Origin of the sequence: Streptomyces sp. NPDC058985 (assembly GCF_042740985.1) — a bacterium.
Lineage (GTDB): Bacteria > Actinomycetota > Actinomycetes > Streptomycetales > Streptomycetaceae > Streptomyces.
Genome location: NZ_JBHYJX010000055.1, coordinates 17,176 through 32,175 on the forward strand (window position 1 = coordinate 17,176; position 15,000 = coordinate 32,175).

Below are 15,000 nucleotides of genomic sequence, written 5' to 3' on the forward strand. Positions count from 1 at the left end.
GTCATGGGTGTCCCCCCCCGCGCGGGGGGGGGGGGGGCGGGGCCCCCCCGCGGGCCCCCCACACCCCGCGGGACGGATCAGTAGTGGACGCGGCGGCTGTCGGGGGTCTGGCGGTAGCGGATGGACCACTGGCTGCGCCGCACGTAGGTCCGCTGCAGCCAGCGGTCGGCGCCGTCGTAGCGGGCGGTGAACGGTGTGCGGGCGTGCAGGCCCTTGCGGTTGTTGATCAGGAGCGCCTCTCCGGGGCGCAGGTGGACCTGGTGGGAGGTCTCCCGGCAGGCGGCCTGGAGCCGGTCCAGGGCCGCCTCGGCGGCGGTGGTCATCGCGCGCACGCCGTTGGCGGAGGAGGAGATCTCCGGAAACTCCTCCGGGCCGCTGATGATGGCCACCGGGTCGGAGAGCACCTCGCGCCCGCCGGCCACGTCACGCACGTAGCTGCCGGGGGCGTTGAGCCGGAACAGCGGGCTGCGCAGCAGTTCGAGGGTGCGGGAGTCGAGGGCCCGGACGATGTCGCGGGCGTCGGCGTAGTGGGTGGCGGCGATGCCGTCGTGGTCGGCGCGCAGGCAGCTGAGGACGAGGAAGTCGGGGTTGCTGACGTCGTAGCGGCCGATGGCGTCGTGGACGATGTCGTTGTGGAAGTTGAGGAAGACGGTCGACCCCTGGTTGGTCTGCGTCATCGCGCCGCCCTCGACGGGTATGACGTCGTGGACGAGGTTGCCGTTCTTCTCGGTGAGGAACCCGACCGGCTCGCCGAGCAGGCCGGAGAGGCCCAGCAGGACGCCCTCGGCGACGAAGCTCGGTTTGCCGGTGGCCGGGCCGCCGTCCGCCGGGGTGGCGGGCAGCTGCGGGTCGACGGGCAGGTTGCGGACGTAACCGACGCCGGGGGCGTCGTTGTGGCGGCCGAAGTCGAGGATCTGCTGGAGCTGTCCGAGGGGCAGGCCGGCGAGGATCTGGTGGTAGCGGGCCATGGCGCGGTCGATGTCCCCGGTGGGATCGGGCTCGGCGGCGAGCGCTCGTCCGATGGCGTCCCGGGTGGCGTCCGGCACTTCGATGAGCCCCAGGGTCTGCGGGGCGCGGGTGCTGGTCTCGACGGCGGTCGTGGTCATGGTGACGGGCTCCTTCGCTGGGCTGGACGGGTCAGAGGGCTCGGATGCCGGTGGTGGGACCGGGGAGTGCGTCGTGCAGCTTCTGGGCGAGCCGGCGGGCCTGCTCGGGGTCGCCGGCGATGTGGGTGGTCGCCCGGCTTCCGGTGATCTCGGTGACGGGGATGCCCAGGACGCGGCCGGCGGGCAGCTGGTGGGTGCGCTGGAAGTGCTCGACGTCCAGGTAGCCGCCGACCACCACGAGGTGCGGTCCGTCCTCGAGCCGTACGGTGTCGACACCCTCGGCGTGGAAGACGCTGTGCGCCAGGTCCGCCTGGGCCGCGGTGTCGTACGCGAGGACCTGGGACTTCGTGTTGAGTACGACGCCGACGGCGGGGCCGCCCTCGCTGCCGATGACGGTGCCGGACGGGAAGGGCGCCCGGTTGTGCCGGCAGACCAGGGTGATGCCGTGCTGCTTGGCGGTCCGCACCGACCTGCGGTGCAGGACCTTCGCCCCGTACAGCGACATCAGGGCGGCGGTGTCGTGCGTCACCTCGGGCAGCAGGCGGGCGCCGCCGACCGTGTTCGGGTCCGCGCTGTAGACGCCGTCGACGTCCGAGTGGATCTCGCAGCGGTCGGCGCCGAGCGCCGCCGCGACGAGCACGGCCGAGAGGTCGGAGCTGTTCTTCCCGAGCCAGGTCGGGCGGCCCTGCCGGTCGGCGGCCTGGCCGCCGGGGACGATCACGACCTGGTGCTCCGCCAGGGCCCGCCGCAGCGGTTCGGCGTCCAGCCGCTCCACCTTGGCCCACATGAACGTGCTGTCGGTGACGAGGCCCTGCTGGTGGCCGGCGAGCACGGTGGCCGTGACCCCCTCCCGGTGCAGGGCGGTGGCCAGGAGGTGGGCGCTGGTGGTGTCGGCGAGGGTGAGGAGCCCGGCGACGGTGGCCTCCCGCGGCTGCGGATTGGTCTCGTGCAGCAGGGTGCGGAGCTTCTCGGTCTCCCCGGGCATGGCGCTGACCACGACGGCCAGCGGCCGCTGCTCGTCCTCGATCCGCTGCCGCAGGGCCGCCGCGAGGTCGGTGTAGGCGTGCGGGGCGGGGAAGGTGGAGCCCCCGAACTTCAGGACGGCGGGTGTGGTCACAGCGCACCCCGCTCGGTGAGGGCCTCGGCGATCTGCAGGGCGTTGAGCGCGGCGCCGATGCGCACGTTGTCGGCGACGATCCACAGCCAGAAGCCGCGGGGGTTGTGTCCGGCCACGCGGATCCGGCCGACGTGCACCCGGTTCGGGTCGCCCGCGGTGCGGGGGGTGGGGAAGGAGTCGGTGGTCCTGGGATCGTGGACGGCGACCTCGGGCTGCCCGGCCAGCAGGTCGACGAGTTCGTCGCGGTCCACGGGGTTGTGGCACTCGATCCAGGCCGCTTCGGAGTGGCTGTTCACCACCGGGACGCGCACGCAGGTGGTGGTGACGTCCAAATGCGGCAGCCCGAGGATCTTGCGGGACTCCTGGAGCATCTTCTGCTCCTCGAAGGTGAAGCCGTCGTCCAGGAGGCGGTCGATGCTCGGGATCACGTCGAAGGCGAGGGAGGGGGAGAAGGTGCCGGACACTCCGGCGCTGTCGGGGTCCGCGAGGACGGTGCGGGCGCCGGCGTGCAGTTCCTCGATGCCGGAGTAGCCCGCGCCGGAGGCCGCCTGGTAGGTGCTGACCACGGCCTGGCGTATGCCCCAGCGCTCCTGGACCGGCCCGAGCAGCCTGACCAGCGGGATGGTGGAGCAGTTCGGGTTGGCGATGACCCCGCTGACCGGGCGGGTGCCGAGTACGTGGGCGTTGACCTGGGGGACGACCAGCGGGGTGTCGGGGTCCATCCGGAAGGCGCTGGTGTTGTCGATGACCAGGGTTCCCTGGGCGACGGCCTTGGGTACGAAGGTGGTGCTCACCCGGGCCCCGGCGGAGAAGAAGGCCACGTCGGCCTGGGAGAAGTCGAAGCCGTCCAGGTCCTGCACCTGGTAGGTACGGCCCTCCACGGCCACCTCGCGCCCGGCCGAGCGGGCCGAGGCGACCAGGTGCAGGTCGCGGTAGCGGAAGCCGCGTTCCTCGATGAGCTGCAGGAGGGTGGTGCCGACCACTCCGGTGGCTCCGACCAGGGCGATGCGCGGTGCGGCGGGATCGGTGACGCGGGGCATGGCAGGGGTCCCTTCAGAGGGTGGTGCGCTGCTCGGACGGTGGTGCGTCGGTCAGACGGTGGTGCGCTTGCGGGGCGCGGAGACCTGTTCCGCCGGGGTGGTGGGGGCGGTGGGGGTGGCGGCCGGTGCGGTGGCGGGGCGCCGGCCGGGACGCCAGCCGAGGTTGATGCCGAGGGAGGCCGCGACGATGAGCGGAATGCCCAGTGCCTGGAGCAGGCTGACGTGGTGTCCGTAGACGGCCCAGTCGCAGATCATGGCGGCGGCCGGGTACACGAAGGCCAGCACGGCGATCTTCGACGTGGGCAGCTTCTGGTACGAGGAGTACATCAGGACGTACATGACGCCGGTGTGGATGAAGCCCAGGCCGACCAGCCAGGCCCAGCCGCTGCCGAGGTCCGCGCTCTGGCCGAGCTGGGTGAAGGGCAGCAGCAGCGGGATGCCCAGCAGTACCTGGACGAGGGCGACGAGGTGGGGCTTCACGCCGGTCACCCGCTTGGTGATGATCGTCGACAGGCCGTAGAAGAGGGCGGCCAGCAGGGCGTATCCGAGCCCGGTCAGGTACGCGCTGCCGGCGGACAGGTCCGACGTCGAGACGCCGGCGACGAGGATGAGTCCGAGGAAGGCGACCAGCAGCCAGCCGGCCTTGTGCGCGGTGATGCGGTCCTTGAACAGCACGGCCCCCAGCAGCACCACGAAGAACGGCTGGGTGTGGTAGACGACGGTCGCCACGGAGATGGACGTCGTGCTGTAGGACTCGAAGAGGAAGGCCCAGTTGAAGACGATGAACACGCCGCCGAGTGCGGCCAGGCCGAGCTTCTTCGGGGTGAAGCCGTGGTTCTTGAAGAAGCCGCGGGCCAGGCAGTACAGGCCGAGGAAGAGGGTGCCGAACACGCACCGGTAGAAGACGACGTTGAAGGGCGAGGCGCCGGACTCGACGACGAAGACGCCGAGGGTGCCCGACAGCAGCATGGCCGCCGTCAGTTCCATCGCGCCGCGCGATTCCTGACGGGATGTTTCTGATGTGCTCATGTCAGACTCCTGCTCTGGGGGGAATGCTGTCCGGTCTGCTGATGGATGCGGCGCCGGGCCGGGCGAGGAAGGCGCGGGTGCCGGTCGGCGGTGCGGTGCTGGTCCGTCCCGCCGCTTTGGTGAGCCGGCGTACGAACAAGCTACGAGCTGCCGCGGGGCCCGGTCCACGCCCCGCTGGGGAACGAAACCGATGCCCTCATCGAGGCTGCCGATGGCAGGCGCGAGCGGCGGAACGTCAGTGCAGCGGCAGCGGGTAGTGCAGGCCGCCCTCGGTCCACAGGGCGTTGGCGCCGCGGCTCACCCCGAGGCCGGAGGCGGCGCCGAGATTGCGCTCGTAGACGTCCCCGTAGGTGCCGACCGCGTCCAGGACACGGTGCGCCCAGTCCTCGTCCAGGCCCAGCGCCGGGCCGTGCTTGCCGGCCAGGCCGGCGGCCCCCTCCGCCGCGGTCCGCGACCCCTGCTCGTGGACGGAGTCCTCGGCCGCGACGAGGAACTGCAGCACCCAGCGGCACACCCGGAACCAGGCCGGGTCGTCCTCGCGCACGGCGAGCGCCATGGGCTCCCTGGAGATGGCGGTCTCCAGCACGGTGTGGTCCTCCGGCCGGGGCAGCGTGGCCCGGGCACCCGCCAGCGCGATGCGGTCCAGTACATAGGCCGCACAGGCCCCCTCCGCGTAACCGGCCAGTGCCTCGGCGGGGGTGGGGTACGCGACCGGCTCGACCCGCAGCCCCCGTGCGCCGAACCAGGCCGCCAGGTTGCCGGCGGTGGTGGTCCCCTCCTGGGTGGCGACCCGCAGCCCGTCCAGCTGCTCCGGCCGGGACACCCCGTCCGCCGCCCGGACCAGGAAACCCTCCCCGTCGTAGCAGGTGACCCCGGCGAACAGGACGGGCTGCGAGGCCTCCCGCCCGAGGGTCCACGAGAGGTTGCAGGTGGCCACGTCCGCCGCGCCCGAGACGAGCCGGGCCAGCCGCTCGGCGGGGTCGGTCGGCAGCCACTCGACGGCGTCGGCGTCGCCGACCGCCGCCGCGGCCACCGCGCGGGCCACGTCCGCGTCCAGTCCGGTCCACGCGCCCCGCCCGTCGGGCAGGGACAGCCCCCGGATCCCCTGGCTGACCACCGCCCGGACCGCGCCGCGCGCACGTATCGCGTCCAGTGTGTTCTGCGCTCCGGTCGTCACAGCATCCCCTTCGCCGCCGCGCCGACCAGTTCCTCGCGGTCGAACCGGCGTTCGTTGTAGCCGAGCATGTCGATCAGTGAGCGCGCCGTCATCGGGGCGCGGCCGTATCCGTCCGAGCCGGTCACGGGCATCGCGCCCGGATGGCACCAGCGCAGGGTGCCCGCGGGGTCGATCGCCGCCCGCGACCGGTTGGCGTTGTCCTGGTGCAGGCAGAACGGCACGTCCAGGTGCCCGCGGGCGAACGCCTCCACCAGCGCGGACCCCACGTCGCCGCCGAACCGCAGCGTCGACGTGATCAGCTGCCGGGCCTCCTCGTAGATGCCGGTCTGCTGAATCGATTCCTCGCCGGGGCCGTGGCGCCGTTCGTCGGAGGCCACCGCGGCGGCGAACTCCAGCGCGTCCACGTTCTCGTCGATGGTCGGAATCCGGTGCGCCTCCACGGCGGTCTTCACGATGAGCCGCTCGGTGCCGCTGCGGACCGCCAGCCGGACACTGTCCTCCAGCATCCGGTAGGCGCCCACCGGGGTCCGGGGGAAGACCCCCATGTACGTGTAGAGCACCACGTGCCAGTCGACGTCCCCGAGCCACTGCGCGGCCAGGCGGCGCAGCGCGTCGAGCGCCTCCAGGTCCTGCCCGGGGCTGGTCTGCTGCGCGTAGCTGACCGACACGCTGCGCATCCCGTGCTCGCGGAAGAACATGCCCTCCAGGACGCTGAGGGCGATCAGCAGGCTGGGCGGGCACAGCTGGCCGAGCATGCAGCCGCCGAAGCTCTCCAGGTGCACCGTCTCCGGCTGGTCGGCCAGGATGCGGCAGCACTCCGCCCAGGCCGCCGTCGCCTCCGGCAGCGGTACGCGGCTGTAGGGCAGGCAGTACGAGACCGGGCCGCCCTCGGTGGCGTCCGCGCCGATACGGGCCAGCGCGCCGAACAGTTCCTGGGGCAGGGCCGAGCCGTGGCGGAACTGGACCGGGAAGTCCTCGCCCGACACGCCGGCCAGCAGACGGCGGGTCTCGGTCGTGCCGTGGGCCACCACGGGGTAGCCGTTGAGGTCGTCGCCCCGTTTCAGGGCCCGCCGGGCGGAGTCGTGGTCGTTGACGCGGGTGTAGCTGTCGACGGTGACCGTGCCGACGGAGGCTCCCCGCACCGCCCGCACCGCCTCCAGGCCGCGCCGCATGGTCGCCACGTCGGCGAAGCCCATCCGCGGCTGCACCACCAGGCGGCCCTGATCATGGCTGCGCCGGACGAAGCGGGAGAACCTGCCGTGCGCCGGGACGTCCGGCGAGGGCCGTGCGGGAACGGGCTGTGCGGGAACGGGCTGTGCGGGTAATCCGAAACCGGGATCGCTTTGCGTCGTCATGCCCGCTCACCTGCCGTCGCGAGTTCACGGACCGAGCCCGCTCCCAGCGAGCCGAGAAAGGAGTCGAATTCGGCCAGGCCGGCTTCCGATTCAAAAGCCGCGTCGAATCCCGCCGCTACGAGTTCGGTGCCGAATCTGGCGTTCTCGGAGCCTCGGATACCGAGTTTTCCGCCGATTACCACTCGTAATCCGGACAGTTCGGGGTCGGCCCGGATCTTTCCGATGAGGCGCAGACCGTCGAGGTGCCCGTGGCCGTTGACGGTGCTCACTACCAGGGCGTCCGGCCGGTTTCGGCGACACTCGGCGAGGATCACCTCGTCCGGGACGCAGGCTCCGAGGTTGGCCACCTCGCCGCCCCGCTCCTCCAGCAGCAACTGCAGAAAGACCAGGTTCCACATGTGGGCGTCTGATGACACGCTGGTGACGACGAATCGTCCCGCAGGTGCCGGGGATATCTCGTTCATCGCTTCCGTCCGTTGGTCGGTGCGTCTGACGGAATGAAGCTACGAGTTCGGACGATGAACGGTCCATGATCTGCTGAGGATCGAATTCGATGGGCCCTATCAAGGCTGTCGATCGGGGAGCCGGAACGCCGAGGGCGGGGGCGCCCCGGCCGCGCCCCCGCCCTCGCCGACCGCCTCGCCGGCCGGCCCGTGAGCGCCGCTCACGGGACCCGCGTCACTCCCGTGCCGCGTCCTGGTCCGCGGGAGGCGGCGGCGGAACCGTGGGGCTGAGCTTCAGCCAGACCAGGAAGAAGAGGCCGAGGACCAGCATGCCCACGCCGGTCCAGAGGTTGATGTTCACCCCCTGCGCCTTGTCGAGCTCGTCGTCGGAGGCCACGAAGCCCGCGATCATCACGATGACGCCGTAGACCACGAACAGCCCGCCGATGATCCGCCGGATGTCGAACAGGCGTGCGGCCGTGACGGACTTGGTCTCCAGCTCGGAGACCTCGGCCTGGACGTTCTTGTCGGAGTAGGAATCAGACATGTTCTCTCTATCCTCCCGCGATCAGAACGAGAACGGGATGTAGCAGGCGGCGGCCAGGATGACCGCGCCCCAGCCCAGCAGCGCCGGCTTGCGGTACCAGGCGTCGTCGCCCTTGGCCGGTGCCTCGGCCATGCCCGGTGACGTCGTGCCGTAGACCAGCCCCTGCAGGTCGTCGGCCGGCTTCGGGGCCGTGAACAGGGACACCGCGACCATGACCACCGCGCCGGCCACGAAGCCCGCGATCGCGGAGACGAAGTTGGCGCCCTGGTCGGAGGGGATGTCGATGATGCCCTGCTCGTAGATGACGAAGTAGTTCACCATCGCGGCGGTCGTGCCCGCGATCAGGCCCCAGAAACCGGACTTCATCGACGCCCGCTTCCAGAACATGCCGATGATGAAGACCACGAACATCGGCACGTTGAAGAAGGAGAACAGCGTCTGGAGGTAGCTCATGATGTTGGAGAAGGACGACGCCAGGAACGCCGTGCCGATCGAGGCCAGCACGCCGAGCACGGTGATCAGGCGGCCGAAGCGCACGTAGTAGGCGTCCTCGCGGCCCCTCACGACGTACTTTCCCCAGATGTCGTTCGTGAAGACCGTGTTGAAGGAGGAGATGTTCGCCGCCATGCCCGCCATGAAGGCGGCCAGCAGACCGGTCACCGCGATGCCGAGGACACCGTTGGGCAGCAGCTGCTGCATCAGGTACGGGATCGCGTCGTTGTACTGGAGGTCGGAACCGGGCGTGCCGATCTTCGGGACCAGGACGGCGGCGACCAGGCCCGGGATCATCACCACGAAGACGATGAAGATCTTCGGGAAGGCGGCGATCAGGGGCGTGCGCTGGGCCGCCGAGAGGTTCTTGGCGGACAGGGCGCGCTGCACCTCGGCGAAGTTCGTCGTCCAGTAGCCGAAGGAGAGGACGAAGCCGAGGCCGAGGACGATGGTCAGCCAGTTGGCGCCCAGGGGGTTGTCGCTGCCGATCCCCGTCCCGCCCCACGCCGTCATGAAGTCGGAGCCCCGTGACTGCGAGAGGGAGTCGGACAGGCCGTCCCAGCCGCCGACCTTCTTCAGTCCCAGGATGGTGATCGGGATGAGGCCGGCCAGGATCACGAAGAACTGGAGGACCTCGTTGTAGATGGCCGAGGAGAGGCCGCCCAGGGTGATGTACGCCAGGACGAAGAAGCCGGCCACCACGATGGCCACCCACTCCGGCCAGCCCAGGAGCGCCTCGACCACGATCGCGAGGGCGTAGAGGTTCACGCCCGCGATCAGGATGGCCGCGACGGCGAACAGGACCGAACTGAGCAGGTGCGCGGCCTTGTCGAAGCGGAGGAGGAGGAACTCCGGGACCGACCTGACCTTCGAGCCGTAGTAGAACGGCATCATCACCAGGCCGAGGAAGACCATCGCCGGGATGGCGCCGATCCAGTACCAGTGGGTCGTGTAGACGCCGTACTGGGCGCTGTTGGCGGCCATGCCCAGGATCTCGGTGGCGCCCAGGTTGGCCGCGACGAAGGCGAGACCGGTGACCCAGGCGGGCAGCGAGCGGCCGGACAGGAAGAAGTCCAGGCTGGTCTTGACCGAACGGCGGGCGGCGAAGCCGATGCCCAGGACGACGACGAAGTAGATCCCGAGGATCGTGTAGTCGAGCCAGTTGGTGGGGAGCCGAAGTTCTGCTGCTAGGTATGTGGGGGTTTGCATTAAGCACTCGCTTCGTTCGCGAACTGATCCGGAGCGGAACCTACGCCTCCGCGTTCAGTAATTGAACACTTCTGGTGATGAAGTTTGTTTGATTGTGATGAACGGCGGGCCGTGGTGGGTTGTGACGTGTTATGTTTGATTGTGTTGGGTGACTGGTGAGTGCATGGGTGGGTGCAGAGGAGTGCGGCAGTGAAGAAGACCTCGACCCGGCTGGCCGACGGCCGTGAGCTGGTCTACTACGACCTGCGTGACGACACGGTGCGCGACGCGGTGGACCACCGCCCGCTGGAGCGGACCGTCACCACCTCCGAGGTCCGCCGCGATCCCCTGCTCGGCGACTCGATCGCCGTCGCCTCGCACCGCCAGGGCCGCACCTACCACCCGCCGGCCGACCAGTGCCCGCTCTGCCCCTCGCAGGGTGAGCGGCTGAGTGAGATCCCGGACTCGTCGTACGACGTCGTGGTCTTCGAGAACCGTTTCCCCTCGCTGGCCGGCGACTCCGGCCGCTGCGAGGTCGTCTGCTTCACCTCCGACCACGACGCGTCCTTCGCCGGCCTGAGCGAGGAGCAGGCCCGGCTCGTGCTCGACGCCTGGACCGACCGCACCTCCGAGCTGTCCCATCTGCCCTCCGTTGAACAGGTGTTCTGCTTCGAGAACCGGGGCGCCGAGATCGGCGTGACACTGGGTCACCCGCACGGGCAGATCTACGCCTACCCCTTCACCACGCCCCGCACCGCCCTGATGCTCCGTTCACTCGCCGCACACAAGGACGCGACGGGCGGGGACAACCTGTTCGACGCCGTCCTGGCGGAGGAACTGGCCGGTGAGCGGGTCGTCCTGGAGAGCGAGGAGTGGGTGGCCTTCGTGCCGTACGCGGCACACTGGCCGTACGAGGTGCACCTCTACCCCAAACGCAGGGTGCCCGACCTGCTCGGTCTCGACGAGGCGGCGCGCACAGAGTTCCCCCAGGTCTATCTGGAACTGTTGAGGCGCTTCGACCGGATCTTCGGTGAGGGCGAGCCTCCGACCCCCTACATCGCGGCCTGGCACCAGGCCCCGTTCGGGCAGCTGGAGGAGTTCGAGGGCGTGACGCGGGACGACTTCGCGCTGCACCTGGAGCTTTTCACCATCCGCCGTACGTCCGGCAAGCTGAAGTTCCTCGCGGGCTCCGAGTCCGGCATGAACGTGTTCATCAACGACGTGCCCCCGGAGCGCGCGGCCGAGCGACTGCGAGAGGTAGCGAGTTCATGAGCGGGAAGTACCTGGTGACGGGCGGTGCGGGTTACGTCGGCGGCGTCGTCGCCCAGCACCTGGTGGAGGCCGGGCACGAGGTCGTCGTCCTCGACAACCTCTCGACCGGCTTCCGCGAGGGGGTGCCGGCGGGCGCCTCCTTCATCGAGGGGGACATCCGCGACACCGCCAAGTGGCTGGACTCCACCTTCGACGGCGTGCTGCACTTCGCCGCCTTCTCCCAGGTGGGGGAGTCGGTCGTGAAGCCCGAGAAGTACTGGGACAACAACGTCGGCGGGACCATGGCCCTCCTTGAGGCCATGCGGGGCGCGGGCGTGCGGCGGCTCGTCTTCTCCTCCACGGCCGCCACGTACGGCGAACCGGACCAGGTCCCGATCCTCGAGTCGGCGCCGACGCGGCCCACCAACCCGTACGGCGCCTCCAAGCTCGCCGTCGACCACATGATCTCGGGTGAGGCGGCGGCCCACGGCCTGGGCGCGGTGTCGCTGCGCTACTTCAACGTCGCGGGCGCCTACGGGGAGTACGGCGAGCGCCACGACCCCGAGTCGCACCTGATCCCGCTGGTCCTCCAGGTGGCCCAAGGCCGCCGGGACGCGATCTCCGTCTTCGGCGACGACTACCCGACCCCGGACGGCACCTGCGTACGCGACTACATCCACGTCGCCGACCTGGCCGAGGCCCATCTGCTGGCCGTCGCGGCCGCCACCCCGGGCGAGCACCTCATCTGCAACCTGGGCAACGGCAACGGCTTCTCCGTCCGCGAGGTCGTGGAGACCGTCCGCCGCGTCACCGGCCACCCGGTCCCCGAGGTCGTGGCCCCCCGACGGGGCGGCGACCCGGCGGTCCTGGTGGCCTCGGCGGACACGGCACGCGAGAAACTGGGCTGGAACCCGTCCCGCGCGGATCTCGCGGGGATCGTGGCGGACGCGTGGCAGTTCGCGCGGCGCCACGCGGGCTAGTACTCACGGAGTCACCGGAAGGGTGAGGTCAGGGCATGGGCGAGGCTGTCGCAGGGACCGTCGGCGAGCGGTTCCGGGAGCTGTACGGGGCGGAACCGCAAGGGGTGTGGGCCGCGCCGGGCCGGGTCAACCTGATCGGCGAACACACGGACTACAACGACGGCTTCGTCATGCCGTTCGCCCTGCCGCACACCGCGGTCGCCGCCGTCTCCCGGCGCGACGACGGCGTCCTGCGCCTGCACTCGGCGGACGTCCCCGGCGACTCCGTCGAGCTGCGCGTGGCCGACCTGGACCCCGGGTCGGACAAGTCCTGGACGGCGTACCCCTCCGGTGTCGTCTGGGCGCTGCGCGAGGCGGGCCACGAGCTGACCGGCGCCGACGTCCACCTCGCCTCCACGGTCCCGTCCGGCGCGGGCCTCTCCTCCTCGGCGGCCCTGGAGGTCGTCGTCGCCCTGGCCCTGAACGACCTCTACTCGCTCGGCCTGCGCGGCTGGCAGCTCGCCCGCCTGTGCCAGCGCGCGGAGAACGTCTACGTCGGCGCGCCGGTCGGCATCATGGACCAGACCGCCTCCGCCTGCTGCGAGGCGGGCCACGCCCTGTTCCTCGACACCCGCGACCTCTCCCAGCGGCAGATCCCCTTCGACCTCGCGGCCGAGGGCATGCGCCTGCTCGTGGTCGACACGCAGGTCAAGCACTCCCACAGCGAGGGCGAGTACGGCAAGCGCCGCACGGGCTGCGAGAAGGGCGCCGCGCTGCTCGGCGTCGACGCGCTGCGCGACGTGCCCTACGCCGGCCTGGACGCGGCGCTGGAACGGCTGGGCGACGAGGAGGAGGTACGCCGTCTCGTCCGGCACGTCGTCACGGAGGACGAGCGCGTCGAGCGCGTGGTGTCCCTCCTGGAATCCGGCGACACCCGCGCCATCGGACCCGTCCTCGTCGAGGGCCACGTCTCCCTCCGGGACGACTTCCGCATCTCCTGCCCGGAGCTGGACCTGGTCGTCGACACCGCCCTCGCCTCCGGCGCCCTCGGCGCCCGGATGACCGGCGGCGGCTTCGGCGGCTCGGCGATCGTCCTGGCCGAGGCCACCGACGTGGACGCCATCACCAAGGCGGTCGAAGAGGCCTTCGCGGCAGCGGCCTTCACGGCTCCCCGGGTGTTCGAAGCGGTGCCTTCGGCGGGGGCGCGGCGGGTGCTCTGACGAGAACCCGACTGACGTTCCGTAACTCCCGGTGGATAGCGTGGACACACTCGTGTGAACCCTCGCCCCACCGGGAGCCATCCGTGAATCGCCGCCCCACGTTCCTCACAGCCGCCACGTTCGCCGCCGCCGCGGCCCTGACGCTGTCCGCGTGCGGGGGCGGCGACGACGACTCCGGCGGCAACGACAAGATCGCGGGCGCGGACACGGGGGACTCGCCGGCGCCGGCTTCGCCTAGTGCGACGGGCTCCGCCGAGCGGCCCGAGGTCACGTTGCCGTCGGACGTCAAGGACGTCTTCTCGCCGGAAAAGACCGGTAAATCCGTCGAAGACGCCATTCTGCGCGACAACGCCGAATTCGTCCGGGCGTTGGACGCGGCGATCGTCGCTCAGGATCCACGCCTTCCCGCCCTGGAGTTCTACACGGAGGGAGAGGGCGCCGTGGCCGCTGAGAAGTGGGTCCAGGGCTTCAAGGACGCGGGCTGGACAGTGACGGGCACGACTCGGTACTTCGACCGTGCCGTGAAGGTGAAGTCCGAAAACAGTGCCGCGATCGGCTACTGCGCCGACGAGAGCAAGGCCTTCAGCAAGGTCATCAAGACCGGCGAGCTCACGGGTACGAAGGTGAGTAAGGACAGCTACGTGGCCTACAGCGTTCAGGTCGCCAAGAACAAGCAGGGCATCTGGGAGCTTGTGAAGATCGCTTCAACCCGCGGCGCCACCGGCTGCCAGCCGTGACGCGGCTGTTGCGCCTCGGCGCCGTTGCAGTTGCCGCAGGGTCGTTGTGGCTGTGCTCGATGCCCAGCGCCGTCGCGGACAGGACCAATCCGGGAGCAGGCTCTATCGGCGACTCCGGACCGGCGGCCGACACGAGCGCCTCGGGTGAGCGTGAGGGTGACACACTCAAGTCGGGCGTCGGCGGAGTGATCGTCTTTGACCGGTCCAAGAACGGGACCGGCAAGTCGGCCGGCACCGTCACCTCCAGTACCTCCTGGACGCCCCCCGCCTGCTACTACGCACCGAAGTACACGCCCGAGGAGATCGAGGCGCAGATGCGGCAGGTGTGGGAGAGCAGCGCACCCAGTCACGAGTGGGCCCTGAAGACGCAGAACTACTACGTCAACGGCAAGCCCTACAAGGACTTCAACAAGGACAAGGCGGGCGACGGCTACTGGTGGGACTCCTACGTCACCGAGGGGCGCGAGGGCGACCCGGCGTCGCAGGAGTGCGACGAGATGTCCTTCTGGGTCGATGAGGGCGACGCGCCACCCCCCGACCGCCCCCAGGCCATCACCGCCGAGACGCTCGCCCAACTCGCCTACGCCGAGATCCGCGTGCCCTCGACCGAGGTCGAACTGGCCCCGGAGGGCACCACGAAGGTGAACCTGCCGACCTGGGCCTGGCTGGACACCGCCGAGTTCAAGCCCGTCTCCGTCACCGCCTCCGTCCCGATGCTCGGCCTCAGCGCGACGACCACCGCCGAACCGGTGTCACTGAAGATCACCCCGGGCACGGACGACGCCGTCACCTACCCGGCGTCCGGACAGTGCGAGATCCGGGACGGACGGATCGGCGCGCCCTACGCCAAGGGCAAGGCCGACGAGACCCCGCCGTGCGGCGTGAAGTACCTGCGCTCCTCCGGCGACGGCTCGTACCAGCTCCAGGCCACCGTCACCTGGAAGATCAGCTGGACGAGCACGACCGGCGCCGGCGGCGACCTGCCCGACGGCGAGTTCGGGGCGGGCCAGGACGTCGTGGTCCAGGAGATCCAGGCCGTCAACCGCTGAACAAGGGACTTCGGAGGTGGCGAAGGCGTCGAAAAGGGAGCCGCATGAAGGACTCTGAGATTCTGGCCTCCTTCGACGGACGGGGGCGCGCCGAGTTCCTCCTCGGAGCCTTCGACGGGGGGAGTTCCGGCAAGATCGCGGCGATCGGCCACGAACTTGGCTACAGCCTCCGGGCTACGGAGGTGCGCAGCAGGAGCGCCCTCCGGCTGGTCTTCGTACGAGACGACTCACCTACGGCCCGCCAACGCGCCCTTCAAGCCCAGGAGCGGTTGCGCTCGGGAGGCCCGCTT

14 protein-coding genes are annotated in these 15,000 nt (G+C 70.4%); 5 read left to right on the forward strand and 9 right to left on the reverse strand.

The genetic code is table 11. The annotated features are described in order from the left end of the window. Nucleotides 1–77: 77 nt before the first annotated feature. From ACFW01_RS33340 to ACFW01_RS33380, 9 genes are all read right to left on the reverse strand, one after another. Nucleotides 78–1,106 (reverse strand): TauD/TfdA family dioxygenase, encoded by a 1,029-nt coding sequence (locus ACFW01_RS33340; RefSeq protein ID WP_234957266.1) that lies wholly within the window; start codon nt 1,104–1,106, stop codon nt 78–80. 31 nt (nt 1,107–1,137) lie between these two features. After that, nucleotides 1,138–2,223 carry an aspartate kinase gene (locus tag ACFW01_RS33345; RefSeq protein WP_234957267.1) on the reverse strand — a complete coding sequence of 362 codons (1,086 nt, stop codon included), beginning with the start codon at nt 2,221–2,223 and terminating at the stop codon, nt 1,138–1,140. Continuing rightward, nucleotides 2,220–3,263, reverse strand: coding sequence for an aspartate-semialdehyde dehydrogenase (locus ACFW01_RS33350; RefSeq protein WP_384509891.1), 1,044 nt, complete (start codon nt 3,261–3,263; stop codon nt 2,220–2,222). Before ACFW01_RS33350 ends, ACFW01_RS33345 begins: the two co-directional genes overlap by 4 nt. 51 nt (nt 3,264–3,314) lie before the next feature. Further along, on the reverse strand, nt 3,315–4,292 hold the full coding sequence (locus ACFW01_RS33355; protein WP_234957269.1) for a DMT family transporter: 978 nt from the start codon (nt 4,290–4,292) through the stop codon (nt 3,315–3,317). Nucleotides 4,293–4,527: 235 nt separating this feature from the next. Then, the gene (locus ACFW01_RS33360) at nt 4,528–5,469 is read right to left on the reverse strand and encodes a transporter substrate-binding domain-containing protein (protein ID WP_384509896.1); all 942 of its coding nucleotides are present in this window, start codon (nt 5,467–5,469) and stop codon (nt 4,528–4,530) included. After that, the gene (locus tag ACFW01_RS33365; RefSeq protein ID WP_384509899.1) at nt 5,466–6,824 is read right to left on the reverse strand and encodes a methylaspartate mutase; all 1,359 of its coding nucleotides are present in this window, start codon (nt 6,822–6,824) and stop codon (nt 5,466–5,468) included. The genes ACFW01_RS33360 and ACFW01_RS33365 overlap by 4 nt, the downstream gene beginning before the upstream one ends. Beyond that, a complete protein-coding gene (locus ACFW01_RS33370; protein WP_234957272.1) occupies nt 6,821–7,288 on the reverse strand; it encodes a cobalamin-dependent protein in 468 nt (155 codons plus the stop codon). Before ACFW01_RS33370 ends, ACFW01_RS33365 begins: the two co-directional genes overlap by 4 nt. Before the next feature lie 214 nt (nt 7,289–7,502). After that, entirely contained in the window at nt 7,503–7,814 is a 312-nt protein-coding gene (locus tag ACFW01_RS33375) for a hypothetical protein (RefSeq protein WP_234957273.1), read from the reverse strand. 21 nt (nt 7,815–7,835) lie between these two features. Then, complete coding sequence (locus tag ACFW01_RS33380) at nt 7,836–9,515, reverse strand: sodium:solute symporter family protein (RefSeq protein ID WP_234957274.1); 1,680 nt, start codon at nt 9,513–9,515, stop codon at nt 7,836–7,838. Nucleotides 9,516–9,704: 189 nt separating this feature from the next. On the opposite strand from ACFW01_RS33380, the gene galT reads away from it, so the two are divergent. From galT to ACFW01_RS33405, 5 genes are all read left to right on the forward strand, one after another. Further along, nucleotides 9,705–10,766 (forward strand): galactose-1-phosphate uridylyltransferase, encoded by a 1,062-nt coding sequence (gene galT, locus ACFW01_RS33385; RefSeq protein ID WP_234957275.1) that lies wholly within the window; start codon nt 9,705–9,707, stop codon nt 10,764–10,766. Next, a complete protein-coding gene (gene galE / locus ACFW01_RS33390) occupies nt 10,763–11,725 on the forward strand; it encodes a UDP-glucose 4-epimerase GalE (protein ID WP_234957276.1) in 963 nt (320 codons plus the stop codon). The genes galT and galE overlap by 4 nt, the downstream gene beginning before the upstream one ends. A gap of 35 nt (nt 11,726–11,760) precedes the next feature. Then, nucleotides 11,761–12,924 (forward strand): galactokinase, encoded by a 1,164-nt coding sequence (gene galK / locus ACFW01_RS33395; RefSeq protein WP_384509904.1) that lies wholly within the window; start codon nt 11,761–11,763, stop codon nt 12,922–12,924. An 83-nt stretch (nt 12,925–13,007) separates the two neighbouring features. Next, nucleotides 13,008–13,661, forward strand: a complete 654-nt coding sequence (locus ACFW01_RS33400; RefSeq protein ID WP_384509907.1) for a hypothetical protein — start codon at nt 13,008–13,010, stop codon at nt 13,659–13,661. Beyond that, nucleotides 13,649–14,710, forward strand: coding sequence for a hypothetical protein (locus tag ACFW01_RS33405; RefSeq protein WP_384509932.1), 1,062 nt, complete (start codon nt 13,649–13,651; stop codon nt 14,708–14,710). Before ACFW01_RS33400 ends, ACFW01_RS33405 begins: the two co-directional genes overlap by 13 nt. Nucleotides 14,711–15,000 lie beyond the last annotated feature (290 nt).